The following is a 15,363-nucleotide window of genomic DNA, read 5'->3' as shown; positions in this document are numbered from 1 at the left end:
TATGAAAATACTGGGTATTAGAAATTCACCAACAAAAATCAGGTTCTGTGTTCTCGACGGAGATAAGGCCAATTATGTTTTCGCCAATCAAAATGGTGAGCATAAAATTGACATGCCTAAATCACTTAAAGCAGATGCAGAGATTTATAGCTGGGTTAAAAGTGAGTTCAAAAGAATATTTGACAAGTATGGTCCCTTTGACCATATGGCGATCAAGCAAAACGAAAACGTTCCCACAAGATATAGCAGTGTACGTCCGGTGATGTTTTTGGATTGTATAGCCACTATGGTGGCAATTGAAAACAATACAGCATTTTCTTCGCACATCTATACGGCTCTCGGAACAAAAAGTAAAGAGGTCATCTCTTTCGTCGAATCAAAAGTTGCAAAAACAAATACTAACTGGGACGCGCAAATGGCAGATGCCTTAGCGGCAGCCATAAAAAATCTGAAGTAATGAATTTTAATGCCGGAGATAATATTTACAAATTTACCTTAATCAAAAAGTTAGGCGGCAACTTTGGTGAGGTATGGCATGCCATGGATAACTCCATCAGCAAAGAAATTGCGTTGAAAATATTGGAGCCTTCGTTTGAGCCGATTGCTAAGCTATTGGATGAAGCCAGAATTGGCAATAAATTTAATCACAAAAATTTGCTACTCATTCACTACGCCGACATAGCTTCTGTTGGTGGGAAAACCTACACCCTTATTTCACAGGAGTATTTTAAAAATGGGGCTGTCACAAATCACCTGAACGCTCATAATTTTTTGCCCCTGCCGCAAGCTTTGAAAGTATTGCAGGATATTTTATTCGGTTTGGAGTATCTGCATAATAGTGGCTTTTATCATAATGACATCAAGCCTGGGAACATTTTGATGGATGATCAGTTGAATGCGGTCCTGGCCGATTATGGTATTGCCGGCTTTTCGCCAAGCATCTCTCCAGTCACCCCTAAAAACTCTTACAAAGTACACCGTGCGCCGGAAACATCAGGAGGCTCTCCCATTATAAGTATCCATTCGGATATATATCAGGTTGGCTGTACCGCTTATCGTTTATTAAATGGCATCAGCAATTTGAAGAATGAATTCTTTGCGCTCGGACCAATAACTTATGAGGACAAAAAAGGGAAAGGTAAAATTCCCGACCTGGGTAGCTATCAGCCATTTGTTCCTTCGAGATTAAAAACGGTAATCAACCGATCTTTAAATATCGATCCAGGTTCAAGATATTCATCGGCGCTGGAAATGAGAAGAAAGTTGGAGAAGTTACACTTTCCCGGCTATTGGACAACGGATGGAAGCTCTAATCTGGTCGGCATTGGTAATAAATATTCCTATCAATTTCAAATTGAAGCTAAACCAGGTAACTTATTTAATATACACGCAAGTAAAAAGAGTACTGCTTCTGGTAACAGCACAAAAGTGAGCGACTTTACGGCAAAGAAATTAACCGGGAAGCAAATGGAAAAGCTACGGAATGACTTTATAGCCTGGGTAGTTGAAAATGCGAATTAACAGATAAAAGAATACATTATGGCATACCAAATACCACTACTCCCTTTAGGTTTCGATTTGGAAACCAAGGCTGTCATGAAAAAAACAGCTGCTGCACGCAGTGCGCTAGCAGAGATGAAAGGGGCAGCACTCAGTATTCCCAATGAAAGTATCCTCATAAATACACTTTCCTTACAGGAAGCGAAAGATAGCTCTGCCATCGAAAACATCATCACAACACACGATGAATTGTACCAGGGTGACTATCTCAAAAAGGAGTTTAAATCCATTGCCTCCAAGGAAGTGCACAATTATGCGGCAGCACTGCGTTGGGGATTTGAAACGGTAAGAGAAAAAGGATTTGTGTCCAATAATCATATCATACAAGTGCAGGCCACATTAGAAGAAAATGATGCTGGCTTTAGAAAAGTTCCGGGTACGGAACTGAAAAATGAACAGACAGGCGAGATCGTGTACACACCTCCTCAATCGCATAAAGAAGTGCTGGATTTCATGAACAACCTGGAGCAGTTCATAAACGATAATACAATCTGTGACTGGACCCATTGGTAAAAATGGCCGTTATCCATCATCAGTTTGAAAGCATCCACCCTTTTTATGACGGCAACGGAAGAACAGGCAGGATTATTAACATCCTATACCTGGTAAAAGAAGGCATGTTGAATCTGCCTATCCTTTACCTGAGCCGTTATATCAATCAGAACAAAGCAGATTATTATCGCTTGCTCCAAAAAGTAAGAACTGAAAATGCGTGGGAGGAATGGGTACTTTATATCCTTGAGGGTGTAGAGCAAACCTCATTGCAAACCATTAAAGTTATTGAAGGAATTAAGAACCTGATGTTAAAGCATAAGAGGAAAATCAGGGAGCACACTAAGTTTTACAGCCAGGATTTAATCAACAACCTATTCCGCCATCCCTATACAAAGATTGACTTTGTAATGGAAGAATCCGGAGTTAGCAGAAAAACAGCCGCTAAATACCTGGATGAACTTGACAGATTGGGTATAGTAAGCAAGCAAAAGATTTGGAAAGACAACTATTACATCAACACAGATTTATTCAATCTTTTACAGAATGTCAGTAAATTATAATAAGGCGCACAAACCGAAAGAATTTACTCATGACAGCTTTGTCATGAGTAAAATACATCATTTTTTACCCATGATAAGCGGCTCATGTGTAAAAGCAACACTAAAATATACATGACAAAATCAAGGTGTATAGAAAAACGCACTTTTCTATACTTATAACAAACGAAATTAAAAACTAATGGAAACTCCTAGTTTTAAAGAAGACCATATCAGCCAGATCCCGGCATTACAAATGCTGATCAAATTGGGCTATAAGTACCTGAACCCAGCAGAAGCCGAAAGGCAGAGAGGCGGCAAAACTACTCATGTGCTGTTGGAAGATATACTGCGGAAGCAGTTAAAAGAAATCAACAGCATCCGCGTCAGCACTACCAAAACCGGCATTTTCACAGATGAAAATATCGAGCGCGGCATTTTGGCATTGAAGCACCTGCCCATGAACGAAGGTTATATGGCTGCCAGCGAAAAAGCGTATAACCTCCTCACCCTGGGTCAGGCACTGGAGCAAAATGTAGATGGCGACAAAAAGAGCTTTACGCTACAGTACATTGACTGGAAAAACATGGGAAACAATGTATTCCACGTAACGGAAGAATTCAGCGTAATGCGCAGCGTCAGCAAAGAGCATTACCGCCCAGATTTGGTATTGTTTGTAAATGGTATTCCCCTCTGCATTATCGAGTGCAAAAGGCCGGACAGGAAAGAATCTTTGAAGCAAGCGATAAGCCAGCAATTGAGAAGTCAGCAGGAAGAGGGCATCCGGCACCTGTATGTTTATGCACAATTATTACTTTGTTTAAGTTGCAACGATGCCTTATACGCCACCAACGCCACAAAAGAAAAATTCTGGGCAAAATGGCAGGAAAAACCGGAGAACCCTGAAGCAGAACTGCAATACAGATCGGTATTACAGGAACTTAAAAACCGGCAACTTTCCACTATCGAAAAAGAACAGTTATTCTCCGATCGATTCAAATACGTTCGTCAATACTTTGATGCACTGGAACAGGAACACATCCTGCCTACGGTGCAGGACGAATATTTGTTTGGGTTGTGCCGGCCCGAACGATTGATGGACCTTATTTTCAATTTTGTTTTGTTTGACAACGGAGAAAAGAAAGTAGCTCGTTACCAACAATATTTCGCCATTAAAAAATCAATGCGGCAAATAAAGCAAATGGAACATGGAAGGAGAAAAGGAGGCGTGATCTGGCATACACAAGGAAGCGGCAAATCATTGACGATGGTCATGCTGGCACAGGCAATAGCCATGGAGCCAAGCATCAGCAATCCCAAAATTGTACTGGTAACCGACCGAACCGATCTCGACCACCAGATTACCGGCACCTTTCGTAAATGTGGCAAATTTGTAGAAAATGCTGCTACAGGCCAGCGGTTGGTGGAACTGCTGGAAAGCAAAAGCGATGCAGTGGTGACCACCATCATTAACAAATTCGTGGCAGCAGTAAAGAAGATCACCAGGCCTTTGGAAAGTCCCGACATCTTTGTATTGGTGGACGAAGGCCACCGGACGCAACACGGCATTTTTAATATCGACATGCAAAAGACCTTGCCCAATGCCTGCTTTATAGCGATGACCGGCACCCCCCTGTTCAAAAAAGACAAAAGCACCGCGGCAAAATTCGGGGGTATCATCGACGCCTATACCGTCGACCAGGCCGTGAGCGACAAAGCAGTTGTCCCTTTGCTTTATGAAGGCCGCTTAGCGTTGCAGGAAGTAAATGCCAGCCCCATAGATACCTTTTTCGGGATGGTTTCAGAACCATTGACAGAATACCAGAAAGCTGACATTAAAAAGAAATTTGCCCATTACGACCATTTGAATTCGGCCGAACAAAAAATGCGCATGATAGCCTGGGACATCAGCTATCACTTTCGCGACAACTGGCAAGGCAGAACTCCCTTCAAAGCCCAGTTAGTTTGCGATAAGAAAATAAATGCCATTAAGTACAAAGAGTACTTGGACGAAATCGGCATTGTAAGCAGTGAGGTATTGATATCGCCCATTGATGAGCGCGAAGGGGAAGACAGCGCCTATGCTAAATCGCCTGAAAAAGTAAACCAGTTCTGGCAACGGATGATGGCCGAGCATGGCAATTCCAGGAACTACGAAAAGAACCTTATCAGCCGCTTTAAAAATCAAAAAGACCCCGAGATCATTATTGTGGTGGATAAGCTGCTTACCGGATTTGATGAGCCCAAAAACACCATTTTATACCTGACCAGGAACCTGCAGGGCCATAAGCTCCTACAAGCCATAGCAAGAGTAAACCGCGTATATCCTGATAAAGAGTTTGGCTATATCATAGACTATTATGGGGTGATCGAAAACCTGGATGATGCTTTGCAAATGTATTCTTCCTTTGAGGATTTTGATGAAGAAGATCTTGCCGGAGCGCTCACCAATATTGCCGATGAAATCAAGAAGCTGCCACAAAAGCATGCAGAGCTCTGGGATATTTTTAAAACAATTAGCAATAAGCGGGATGCCGAAGCTTACCAGCAGCTATTGAAAGACGAGGCCCTGCGCGTTTTGTTTTACGGTAAACTGGCCGCCTTTGCCAGGAGCCTGAAGCTGGCGCTATCATCTATCCAGTTTCATAAAGACACAGAAGAGAAAACAATTAACCGCTATAAAGAAGATGTAGCGATGTTCCTGAAGCTGCGGTTGGCTGTAATGGAAAGATACAGCGATGTAATAGACTATAAACAGTATGAAGGACAAATTCAAAAACTGATTGACACCCATATCACCACGGAGCGTATTGAAACCATTACCGAGCTGGTGAACATTTTTGAAAAGGATAAATTTCAGCAGGAAGTAGAGAATACCGTCGGAAAAGCGGCCAAAGCAGATAAGATAGCCAGCCGCACGGCAAAGCATATTACGGAAAAGATGGACGAAGACCCTGCATTCTACAAAAAGTTTTCCCAACTGCTGAGAGAAGCCATTGCGGACTATGAGGCGAAAAGGATCAGCGAAGCACAATACCTGACCAGGGTACAGCACATCATGAACAACGTATTGTCGCATACAGATAACGACATCCCGGAGCAGTTAAAGAACAGGGATATCACGAAAGCTTTTTATGGCCTGACTGCAGAAGCCCTATCCGGGAAAATACAGGATAACCAAATTTGTAAGCAGGTGGCCATGCAAACAGCTTTACAAATCGACGAGCTGATACAACAATCTGTTTTAGATAACGGCAGACCTATAATCGATTGGCAGTTCAAAACCAATATTACAGGTAAACTGCTTATAGAAATTGGAGATTACCTGATTGATGAAGTAAGGGACAAATACCATGTGGATCTATCTTTCAGAGAAATGGACAAAATTGCAGATGATTGTATTGAAGTAGCAAAAATTCGTTACAGGTAATGATAGAGGCAATACAATTCGGAAGCAGGACCATTGGCTTTCGCTTGGAATATTCAGACAGGAAATCACTTGGTATTACTGTAACACCGGAGATGGAGGTTTTGGTAAAAGCGCCTTTGGCCACCTCAGTCGAAAAGGTAAAGGAAAAGATTAAAAAGAAAGCGCCCTGGATTATTAAACAACAGAGCTTCTTTCTTTCTTTCCAACCAAAAACACCCAAGCGGAAATATATAAGCGGTGAAACACACCTTTACCTCGGCCGGCAATACAGGTTGCTGGTGCAAATCGGAGAACAAGAATCCGTTAAATTACGTGGTAAATTTATTGAGGTAACCGCAAAAGAAAAGTCAAGAGCAAAAAGCCTGTTGCAGGATTGGTATTTGCAGCATGCAACCTCAAAATTTCATGCAATTGCCACACCCCTTATAGACAAGTTCAGGAAGTACAAAGTAGCACCCGGCTCCATCGTATTACGCAGCATGCCTACTCGCTGGGGCAGTTGTACCCCTACAGGTAAAATCATTTTAAATCCTGAATTGATTAAAGCACCAAAAGGCTGCATTGAATACGTGATCATTCACGAGCTTTGTCATTTAATTCACCACGACCATACGCAGAAATTTATAGACCTGCAAACCAAGGAAATGAAAGACTGGGAAAGGTGGAAAATGAAATTAGAAAAATTACTGGCCTAAAAGTGAAAAAAGATAGACTTAACGTAATTTCCGCGACGACAATTACAAAGCCCAAAAAACAATGAATATGAACGCACAATTTCAATATATAGCTGAGCTGGCAAAACAATACGAATCTTATTCCAATAATCAAAGTTTGCTGATCGATGCAATAAACAATTTACCCCAAAGTGTCATTGATGAGATTTACGCGGAATATGGGAATCCTGAAAATAAGTTCCAGCCGGTTAATCTCTTAAGAGCCGAAATAGCAAGACTTTTATCCAGTGGAACAGTAGTAACGGCACAACTGATTGAAGAAGTAAAAGAATATATCAGACGAAAAGACAAAAGTTATTTTGCAGGTTTATCCAAAGATTATTTACAACAACTTGAAAATTATGAGTTAGGCAAAAGAGATATGTTTGCCAACTGGCAAAAGCTCTGGGGGATATTTCATACTTTCTTTTACCGGGGGATTGTTAAGGATACAACAAAGCTATACCTGGAACAAATGTGCAAACAGCTTAGCCAGGATTTGAGCGTTCCGGACTATGATTATCATTGGGTCGACTTCTACGGGCCATCAAATTTCGGAAGTGATTGGTGTTGGTTGGCGTTATTTCCCATTCATAAATACTCACACAAAGAGTCGTATCAATTTTTCATACGTCTTAGTGCCCATCCGGAAGCGGGTAGAGTTGCCGGGCATTCGCTTAAAGAGGCAAAGGAGAACCTTTTAAAGCAGGTTAATGCTTATGAAGAAGCATTGACTTATTTAAAAGAACTAAAGAATGAAATCCTAAAGCTCAATAAAGAAAGCCGCAACTATTTCAAATTTGCGCCCGGAAGCCAGGCTTCCGAGTGGAACAGATTTCATGGGGAAGGAATAGCAGCAATAAATTACAGCGGTTTTAACCTTGGAGACATTTCAGCTTTTCAATCAATTGAAGCAATAAATGAAGCTGCAGGTTTAACAAGTGACAGTCAATCAAACCAAACCTGGAATCTTTGGCTTTTTAAAACTGCAAACATTGGAGACGTTGTATTCGCTACCAAGGGCGTTAATGCCTGTATCGGAATTGGAATAATTGAAGGCGACTATTACTATGATAAAGATACCAATGATTATAACCACCACCGAAAAGTAAATTGGATAACAGATAAAGTCTACCAGTATAAATCGGGTATATTAAAAAGCTACAAAACGCTTTTCAGACCCGACACCTTCAGCCCTACCAGAGTTTGGGAATTTCTTTTAAATGAGTACACCAGGATGTATCCCGAATTAGTCCCAATCTTTGAGCAGCACAATTTAAAATACAATGCAGAGCCTGTCAGAACGCCAACAGCTTCATTACCTGTTGAAGACCTGGAATTGCAATCAGAAGAAGAAATGGCACCATTAAATTTTTGGTGGCTTAATGCCAATCCAAAAATCTGGAGCATCAATGATCATGCTGAGGGCCAAAGACAGACTTATACAACGCACAACGAAAAAGGCAATAAAAGAAGAATCTACAGATATTTTGAAGAGGCCAAACCGGGTGACTTAATCATAGGCTATGAAAGTTCTCCGACAAAACAAATAAAAGCCATTTATGAAGTTACCAAAGGTATCCATACTACTGAGAAAGGTGAAGAAATAGAGTTTGAATTGGTTGAAAGGCTGGAAATCCCGATTCATTGGAATGACCTTAAAAATAATCCCGCTTTACAGCATTGCGAAGTGTTTATCAATAACCAGGGAAGTTTATTCAGACTCACAGAAGAAGAATACGATATTATCCGGGAGGTTGTTGATAATAAAAATATCATCACCGAGAGATTACTTCAAAGCAGTAATGTAAAAAAATATAAATTCAAGGAAGATAACGATAAGCCATTCATCAGTGAAGTTGACTTCCTCCGAACAGTTGCTTTATTAAAGAGGAAAAAGAATATTATTTTACAAGGCCCTCCTGGGGTTGGTAAAACTTTCATAGCCCGCAAGCTGGCTTATGAAATAATGCAGGAAGTAAAAGATGCAAACATAGAGATGGTACAATTTCATCAGTCTTACAGCTACGAAGACTTTGTGCAGGGATTAAGACCAACGCTTAAGGGTGGCATTGATCTAAAGGATGGCATTTTTTATTCATTTTGCCAAAGAGCACTAGCACACCCCGACAGACCTTTCTTCTTTATCATTGACGAAATAAACCGTGGAAATTTAAGTAAAATATTTGGCGAGCTGATGATGCTTATCGAAGCAGATAAAAGAGAGGAAAGGTTTGCCTTGAAATTAACATACGCAGAAGACGAAGAAGATAGGTTCTATGTCCCTGACAATTTATACATCATAGGGACGATGAACACTGCTGACCGTTCATTGGCAATTGTTGATTATGCATTAAGAAGACGGTTTGCTTTTGTAACGCTCCAGCCGGAATATGGTGACAATTTTCGTTCCTTCCTGGTAACAAAGGGGTTAACCACAACTATGGTTGATCACATTTGTTCATCCGTTACAAAATTAAATGACAAAATAAGGGAAGATATGAACCTGGGTGAAGGCTTTCAAATCGGGCACAGCTACTTCTGTTCATTCGTTTCCGGAGAAGATGAAAACAATTGGTGGCAGGAGATTGTAAGTTTTGAATTAAAGCCGCTATTGGAAGAAATCTGGTTTGACGACGCTGCAAAAGTCACCGAAATATTAAAACACCTATCAAGATAAGAGATGCAGATACCGATAGAAAATATTTACTACCTACTATGCTATGCCTGGAACAAACTGGACGAAAAGGAGCGGGTAAATGTTTCGATAGATGATAAGATCGAATTACTTGATTTGTTTGCAAAGGTTTTAATCAATGCAACAAAAACGCTTTTAAAAAGAGGCATTGATAAAAACTATATTGATTATACCGAAGAAATGCCTGGAATAAAAGGCAAAATTCAAATTAGTCAGACACTAAAAAGAAATCTGCTGTTCAAGCAAAAAACTATTTGCACATTTGATAGTTTCTCCGCCAACATTGTTACAAACAGGATTTTGGTTGCTACAATTTACAGGCTTACAAGAACAGTAGGACTTGATAAAAGTTTGAAAAATGAATTAGCGGGATTGCAAAGGAGGCTATCAGGTATAGAGCTGATTGAAATTTCGAATTCACTTTTCAAACAAGTCAGACTAAACAGAAATAACTGGTTCTATGGTTTTGTAATGAATGTTTGTCAAATAATTTACGAAAGCACATTCCCTTCTGAAGACCCCGGCAAATATAAGTTTTCAGACTTTACGAGAGATGACAAAAAAATGAATCAACTCTTTGAAGCATTTATTCGAAATTTCTACAAAAAAGAACAGACGAAATATAAAACGGTAAAAAAAGAAATAATTGAATGGCTATTCAATTGTACAGAAAATACGAGTTACCAATATCTGCCGCAAATGGAAACAGATATAACTTTAGAGAATGAAGAGGAAAAAATAATTATCGATGCCAAGTTCTACCGCGAAGCCATGGCTGTAAACTATGATAAAGAGAAAATCAGATCAGCGAACCTTTACCAGCTATTCAGTTATCTTTTAAATCAACATAGTGATAGTATAAAAACCCAAAATGCAACTGGCATTTTACTTTACCCAACAGTTGATAAGGAGTATGATTTGAACTTTTGCTATCAGGGACATAAAATTCAGATTAGGACAATCAATCTGAATACAAACTGGAGAAACATATCATCCCGGTTGAAAAGTATTATCTGGTCAGATTAACTATGATTGAACTAATCAAAATTAGTCTAGCATTGATTTATTTATCATCATGAACACAAATACAGACATCTCCGATTGTTTGACTTACTTTTGCGTCTCCTTCTAAATTTTCAAACAGGCAATTTCCTAACTGCTTCTAAAAAATTGTGTGGCCGAAAACGTTTGTAAACTTCATAGACATATTTTGTTGTTGTGTGACCTAGTAATAATGCAACGGTCGCAGCGTCCACATTGGCATCCTGGAGTAAAATACTAAAACTCAACCTTGCACAACTCCAGGTGATGTGTTGATCAATTGACGCTACTGTACACCATTCACTTAAAACCTTGTTGCAACCATTGGCAGTAGGCAGTCGGAATACCTTAACGGAGCTATTAGAGTCCAATATACGCTTCCTTCGCTTATCCAATATTTGTTTTGCGGTCTCATGGAGCGTAACATAATATTCAACTCTGGTTTTCCGCTGTGTTAGCATCAATGCTATACAATCCGCTTTAATATTATCCTAGGTGAGGGAATAGACGTCGCACCATCTCAGTCCCGTGTAGCAACAAAAAACAAACGCATCCCTCACTTCTTCATTGGTGATCGGAGTCTGCAACAGCTTTAAATAATCCCCTACCTCCAGATTGTTCTTTCGTTTCTTATTCCGATTTGACATTGCCGGGATATCCTGAGCGGGGTTTGATTTAAAGTATCCTTGTTTCGAGGCCGCCTTTAATACCTGTTTGAACCGGGAAAAATAATTGGCGGGCGTTTCACCATTGAAGTGATTCAATAAAAATCTTCGGAAATTAAATGAAAGCTCTTCGGTAATATCCCTGGGAGAAATATATTTGGTATTAATAAACTTTTTGAATTGGCTATAGCTGCATTCCAGGTGACGGTTACCCGCTACCTTATTCCGCTTGACATACTGGCCATAATAAATCAGAAAATTGTGTTCATATTTTCTGCTGGTTAGATTATTCTTATTGTCGAAGAGATCCATCAATATTTCTAAGCGCCTCGCTTCTAAAAGCTCGAGTGCTCTTTTGTTAAAATCTTCCTGAACAGGGCCTATCGGCATTGCATAAGTAAAAATGCCCGTAGATACACGCTTTCCGGCACTTTTACCCCACTCCATAGAATAATATATCTTCTGCCGGTCATGTGATATCCTAGGTGTTAAAACAACGTTCATCTGCTGTAGGGATGTGTCAATAAGTACGTAAAGGGATTGAAGTAAAGTTAACTTGGTAATTATTCAGGGGGCGTCCAAAGGAGAATCAATAATGAGATAAATTCAAGACCACAGCGGTAATACAAAATTACGATTTTTCGAAGCTGAAAACAAGGCATTATAATGTGCCATTTAAGCGCCCGGTATGTGCCCAAATTGTGCCTAAAAAAAGGCAGCGTAAATCATTCGTTACCAAAGAAGTAAGAATATTAAAAAAGAAAAATGCGCCGATAACTTATTAATTATCAGCGCATTATAAAGTGCCCAGGAATGGATTCGAACCATCACACCTTACGGCGCCGCCACCTGAAGACGGTGCGTCTACCAATTTCGCCACCTGGGCTCCTTGATTGGATTGCAAAGGTACATAAGTTTTTTAATCTACCAAAAGTTAAGATTAATTTTTTCTGAAAAAACTTTTGTTTTCGTCTCTTTAAAATACTAAAAGCCTCTGTGGTAGAGGCTTTTAGTAATAGTTTATGAATAAAGTTATACGACAATCAGCTCGTAAAATTGCTCCGGGTTGAGGTATTCTGTAGCCAGTTCCTGTATGCGTTCAGCGGTAATACCTTTGTATATGCTGATGTTTCTATGGAAGTCGTCTATTGTCTGATCGTTCAGGATCAGGTTTTTCCAGCGCTGCATAATGGAGAATGGCCCTTCCAGATCGCCGAGAATGCCGCCCAGCAGGTAATTCTTGATCAGTAGTAATTCTTCTGCATCGATCGGCTGCTCCTGCATCATCTTCATCTCTTTGTATACTTCAGCAACTGTTTGCTCACATACTTCTTTGCCCGCTTCTGTGGCAATCATCATCATCGCTTCCTGCTGATAGCTGATCAGGCTGCTGTAAATACCATAGGTAAATCCTTTGTCCTCGCGGATATTAGCCATCAGGTGCGAACCGAAATAGCCGCCGAATACGGTATTCATCACCAGCGCTTCTGCAAATTTGGGATCGGTACGATGGATAAACGGACGGGCAATGCGCACTGCACCCTGTACGCCGTTAGGGTCATTGTTGATGCGGTGTTTCAGCTGCGGATCGGGCATTTTTGTGTATACAGGGATACTTACTTCAGCACCAGGCTGTGCATTCCACTGGTCTTTTCCGAAATTGTCCTTAATCAGCTCCAGGTTACTCTCATCGAAATTGCCGGACATGAATATCGTACAGTTTGCAGCAGTGTAAAAGCGTTTGTGAAAATCGTTCAGTACTGCAGAACTTAATGCCTCAACATTTTCCTGTTCGGTAAAACGCCCATAGGGGTGTTGTCTGCCGAATACAAATGCATCTATATGACGATTGGCTACAAAATCACATTGGCGCAAATTTACGGCCAGTCGCTGCAATGCATTCTGCTTATATATATTTACCTCTTCTTCAGGGAAAATGGCTTCTGCGATAATCTCTCTTACGACCGGAAGCAGCATCGGCAGGTGTTTGCTGAGTGCATGCAAGGTTACGGAAGCAAAATCATTATTGGCAGAGGTCTTCAGAGAAGCGCCGTAATACTCGATGGCTTCGTTTAACCGGTATGCAGACTTATGAGCAGTGCCATTTTTTAATAATGCAGCTGTAGCCTGTGCCACAGCGGTTTGTGGCTCCTGCCAGATACCGGCTTTAAATACCCAGGACACCTCAACAACTTCCTGCGTGCCACCCTGCAGCCAGTACACCGGGATCTGGTTGAGGCAGCGGGTAAGCTGGCAGGGCTTTAATTCAAAATTAAAGCTGATGGCATCATGTATAGCGGGGGGAATTGTTCTGTTTAACATAGTTGCAAAAATAGGGGATTAATCACTTCGCGTTATAAAAACGTGAAAGGTACGCGCGTGTGACTGTTTTTGTAAAAGATGTGTATTTTTGCACGAATAAACAACAGCGAATGATCAACTTTAATTTAACCCAGCTTCCGGAGCGTACAGTTGCCCCAAGACAAAACGGTATTACCATGGTCATGGATAAAGGCCTGAGCATCCCGGAAGTAGAACACTTCCTTTCTATTGCGAAACCGCATGTGGATGTTGTGAAACTGGGATTTGGCACGGCAGTGGTAACTCCTAATCTGAAAGAGAAATTACAAGTATATAGTCAGCATAATATTCCCGTTTACTTCGGAGGTACTTTATTTGAAGCCTTTCTGGTGCGTAACCAGGTGGATGATTATATTAAAGCACTGAAAGATTACGGAGTACAATATGTTGAGGTTTCTGACGGGTCGGTATCTATACCACATGAAGAAAAATGTGCATATATCTCCCGCCTGGCCGGAGAAGGGTTCACTGTTTTTTCTGAAGTCGGCAGTAAGGATGCATCTAATGTAATGCCGCCATACAAATGGATTGAGCAAATGGATGCTGAACTGAAAGCAGGTTCTTCTCGTGTAATCGCAGAGGCGCGTGAAGCCGGTAACATCGGTATCTATCGTGGTTCGGGAGAGGTAAGAGAAGGGCTGGTACAGGAGATCCTGACCAAAATTCCTGCCGAGAGAATATTGTGGGAAGCTCCGCAGAAGGCACAACAGGTATACTTCCTGCAGTTACTGGGCTGTAATGTAAACCTGGGTAACATTGCTCCAAATGAAGTGATTCCTCTGGAGGCAATGCGTATCGGTTTAAGAGGAGATTCATTCACCATGTTCTTAGATAAGTAAGGCGAATGGAAGCATTTGCCAACCGGCTACAGAAAAATACCCGGCATATTGCGAAGTGGGCGAAAAGACAGGGTATTACCTGTTATCGCATTTACGACCATGATATACCGGAGTTCCCTTTTTGTGTAGATCATTATGAAGATTATATACATATATCAGAATATGTATACCGGCATAAGATGAGTGAAGAGGAACATGAAGAATGGCTTAAAGATGCTGTGGCTACAGTGGCTCAGCAACTGAATGTGCCGGAAGACCATATCTTTCTGAAAGAGCGTAAGGTACTTTCCCGACGTACAGAGCAGTATGAGAAAGTGGCTATGGCGCAAAAAAAGATCGTGGTAGAAGAGAGCGGGCTTAAGTTTTGGGTGAACCTTACGGACTACCTCGATACGGGCTTGTTCCTGGATCATCGTCCCTTGCGTCAGATCTTTCTTACAGAGGCGAAGGACAAGCATGTGCTGAATCTGTTTGCCTACACCGGATCATTTTCGGTATATGCGCAGGCTGCTGGTGCGGCATCTGTGACTACCGTGGATTTATCGCATACATACCTGAATTGGGCTAAAGATAACTTTGTACTCAATGGCTTTCCGGTAGCAGAAGAGCAGTTTATACAAAGCGATGTAATGGACTTCCTTAAACAAGAGCCGACGACCTTGTATGACCTGGTTATTGTAGACCCGCCGAGCTTCAGTAACAGTAAGCGGATGAAGGGAACCTGGGATACCCAGCGCGACCATACAACGATGTTACATTTACTGTTGAAACATGTGAAAAAGGGAGGCGTGATTTACTTCTCCAATAACTTCCGAAATTTTGTTCCGGACTTTAGTCGTCTGAAGGTGAGCAACGCTGTAGAGATAAGCCCCAAGACGATTCCTGAGGATTTCAGGAATAAGAATATTCACCATAGTTATAAGATTGTTTACTAATATTTCAAACAAGAAATTAACTAATATTTGAGGCAAATTAAATTTGCCGGTATATAATTAAAGAATATATTGCACTCAATTACATAAAAC

At 40.9% G+C, this 15,363-nt stretch carries 12 protein-coding genes and 1 tRNA gene; 10 read left to right on the top strand and 3 right to left on the bottom strand.

Translation table 11 applies throughout. The features are described from left to right. Position 1: 1 nt before the first annotated feature. The 8 genes from FTD44_RS04330 to mcrC all read left to right on the top strand — a co-directional run bounded on the left by FTD44_RS04330 (position 2) and on the right by mcrC (position 10,458). Entirely contained in the window at positions 2-457 is a 456-nt protein-coding gene (locus FTD44_RS04330) for a hypothetical protein (RefSeq protein WP_222165320.1), read from the top strand. Beyond that, the gene (locus FTD44_RS04325; protein WP_222165319.1) at positions 457-1,521 is read left to right on the top strand and encodes a serine/threonine-protein kinase; all 1,065 of its coding nucleotides are present in this window, start codon (positions 457-459) and stop codon (positions 1,519-1,521) included. The genes FTD44_RS04330 and FTD44_RS04325 overlap by 1 nt, the downstream gene beginning before the upstream one ends. Before the next feature lie 18 nt (positions 1,522-1,539). Then, positions 1,540-2,073: a Fic/DOC family N-terminal domain-containing protein gene (locus FTD44_RS04320; protein WP_222165318.1), complete on the top strand. Its 534-nt coding sequence runs from the start codon at positions 1,540-1,542 to the stop codon at positions 2,071-2,073. A 2-nt stretch (positions 2,074-2,075) separates the two neighbouring features. Further along, entirely contained in the window at positions 2,076-2,615 is a 540-nt protein-coding gene (locus FTD44_RS04315; protein WP_222165317.1) for a Fic family protein, read from the top strand. Between the two features lie 178 nt (positions 2,616-2,793). After that, entirely contained in the window at positions 2,794-6,021 is a 3,228-nt protein-coding gene (locus FTD44_RS04310; RefSeq protein WP_222165316.1) for a type I restriction endonuclease subunit R, read from the top strand. Further along, a complete protein-coding gene (locus FTD44_RS04305; RefSeq protein WP_222165315.1) occupies positions 6,021-6,716 on the top strand; it encodes a M48 family metallopeptidase in 696 nt (231 codons plus the stop codon). The genes FTD44_RS04310 and FTD44_RS04305 overlap by 1 nt, the downstream gene beginning before the upstream one ends. 67 nt (positions 6,717-6,783) lie before the next feature. Then, on the top strand, positions 6,784-9,414 hold the full coding sequence (locus tag FTD44_RS04300; protein WP_222165314.1) for an AAA family ATPase: 2,631 nt from the start codon (positions 6,784-6,786) through the stop codon (positions 9,412-9,414). 3 nt (positions 9,415-9,417) lie between these two features. Continuing rightward, complete coding sequence (mcrC, locus tag FTD44_RS04295) at positions 9,418-10,458, top strand: 5-methylcytosine-specific restriction endonuclease system specificity protein McrC (RefSeq protein WP_222165313.1); 1,041 nt, start codon at positions 9,418-9,420, stop codon at positions 10,456-10,458. A 506-nt stretch (positions 10,459-10,964) separates the two neighbouring features. Here mcrC and FTD44_RS04290 read toward each other — a convergent pair. The 3 genes from FTD44_RS04290 to FTD44_RS04280 form a co-directional block, all read right to left on the bottom strand. Then, positions 10,965-11,642, bottom strand: coding sequence for a site-specific integrase (locus tag FTD44_RS04290; RefSeq protein WP_222165312.1), 678 nt, complete (start codon positions 11,640-11,642; stop codon positions 10,965-10,967). Between the two features lie 300 nt (positions 11,643-11,942). Beyond that, positions 11,943-12,024: transfer RNA gene (locus tag FTD44_RS04285), tRNA-Leu, on the bottom strand. Between the two features lie 146 nt (positions 12,025-12,170). Further along, positions 12,171-13,460: a M16 family metallopeptidase gene (locus FTD44_RS04280; RefSeq protein ID WP_222165311.1), complete on the bottom strand. Its 1,290-nt coding sequence runs from the start codon at positions 13,458-13,460 to the stop codon at positions 12,171-12,173. A gap of 110 nt (positions 13,461-13,570) precedes the next feature. Here FTD44_RS04280 and FTD44_RS04275 point away from each other — a divergent pair, with 110 nt between their 5' ends. Together FTD44_RS04275 and FTD44_RS04270 are read left to right on the top strand one after the other, a co-directional pair. Next, positions 13,571-14,338, top strand: coding sequence for a phosphosulfolactate synthase (locus FTD44_RS04275; protein ID WP_246625325.1), 768 nt, complete (start codon positions 13,571-13,573; stop codon positions 14,336-14,338). A 5-nt stretch (positions 14,339-14,343) separates the two neighbouring features. Continuing rightward, on the top strand, positions 14,344-15,273 hold the full coding sequence (locus FTD44_RS04270; protein ID WP_222165310.1) for a class I SAM-dependent methyltransferase: 930 nt from the start codon (positions 14,344-14,346) through the stop codon (positions 15,271-15,273). Positions 15,274-15,363 lie beyond the last annotated feature (90 nt).

Source organism: Edaphocola aurantiacus (assembly GCF_019797745.1).
GTDB lineage: Bacteria > Bacteroidota > Bacteroidia > Chitinophagales > Chitinophagaceae > Edaphocola > Edaphocola aurantiacus.
This window is presented reverse-complemented; position numbering and strand designations above follow the sequence as displayed.

Excerpts from the sequence above, each read along its gene's own strand:
- FTD44_RS04330 (WP_222165320.1), top strand. The coding sequence starts at position 2 with ATGAAAATACTGGGTATTAGAAATTCACCAACAAAAATCAGGTTCTGT.
- FTD44_RS04325 (WP_222165319.1), top strand. The coding sequence starts at position 457 with ATGAATTTTAATGCCGGAGATAATATTTACAAATTTACCTTAATCAAA.
- FTD44_RS04320 (WP_222165318.1), top strand. The coding sequence starts at position 1,540 with ATGGCATACCAAATACCACTACTCCCTTTAGGTTTCGATTTGGAAACC.
- FTD44_RS04315 (WP_222165317.1), top strand. The coding sequence starts at position 2,076 with ATGGCCGTTATCCATCATCAGTTTGAAAGCATCCACCCTTTTTATGAC.
- FTD44_RS04310 (WP_222165316.1), top strand. The coding sequence starts at position 2,794 with ATGGAAACTCCTAGTTTTAAAGAAGACCATATCAGCCAGATCCCGGCA.
- FTD44_RS04305 (WP_222165315.1), top strand. The coding sequence starts at position 6,021 with ATGATAGAGGCAATACAATTCGGAAGCAGGACCATTGGCTTTCGCTTG.
- FTD44_RS04300 (WP_222165314.1), top strand. The coding sequence starts at position 6,784 with ATGAACGCACAATTTCAATATATAGCTGAGCTGGCAAAACAATACGAA.
- mcrC (WP_222165313.1), top strand. The coding sequence starts at position 9,418 with ATGCAGATACCGATAGAAAATATTTACTACCTACTATGCTATGCCTGG.
- FTD44_RS04290 (WP_222165312.1), bottom strand. The coding sequence starts at position 11,642 with ATGAACGTTGTTTTAACACCTAGGATATCACATGACCGGCAGAAGATA.
- FTD44_RS04280 (WP_222165311.1), bottom strand. The coding sequence starts at position 13,460 with ATGTTAAACAGAACAATTCCCCCCGCTATACATGATGCCATCAGCTTT.
- FTD44_RS04275 (WP_246625325.1), top strand. The coding sequence starts at position 13,571 with ATGATCAACTTTAATTTAACCCAGCTTCCGGAGCGTACAGTTGCCCCA.
- FTD44_RS04270 (WP_222165310.1), top strand. The coding sequence starts at position 14,344 with ATGGAAGCATTTGCCAACCGGCTACAGAAAAATACCCGGCATATTGCG.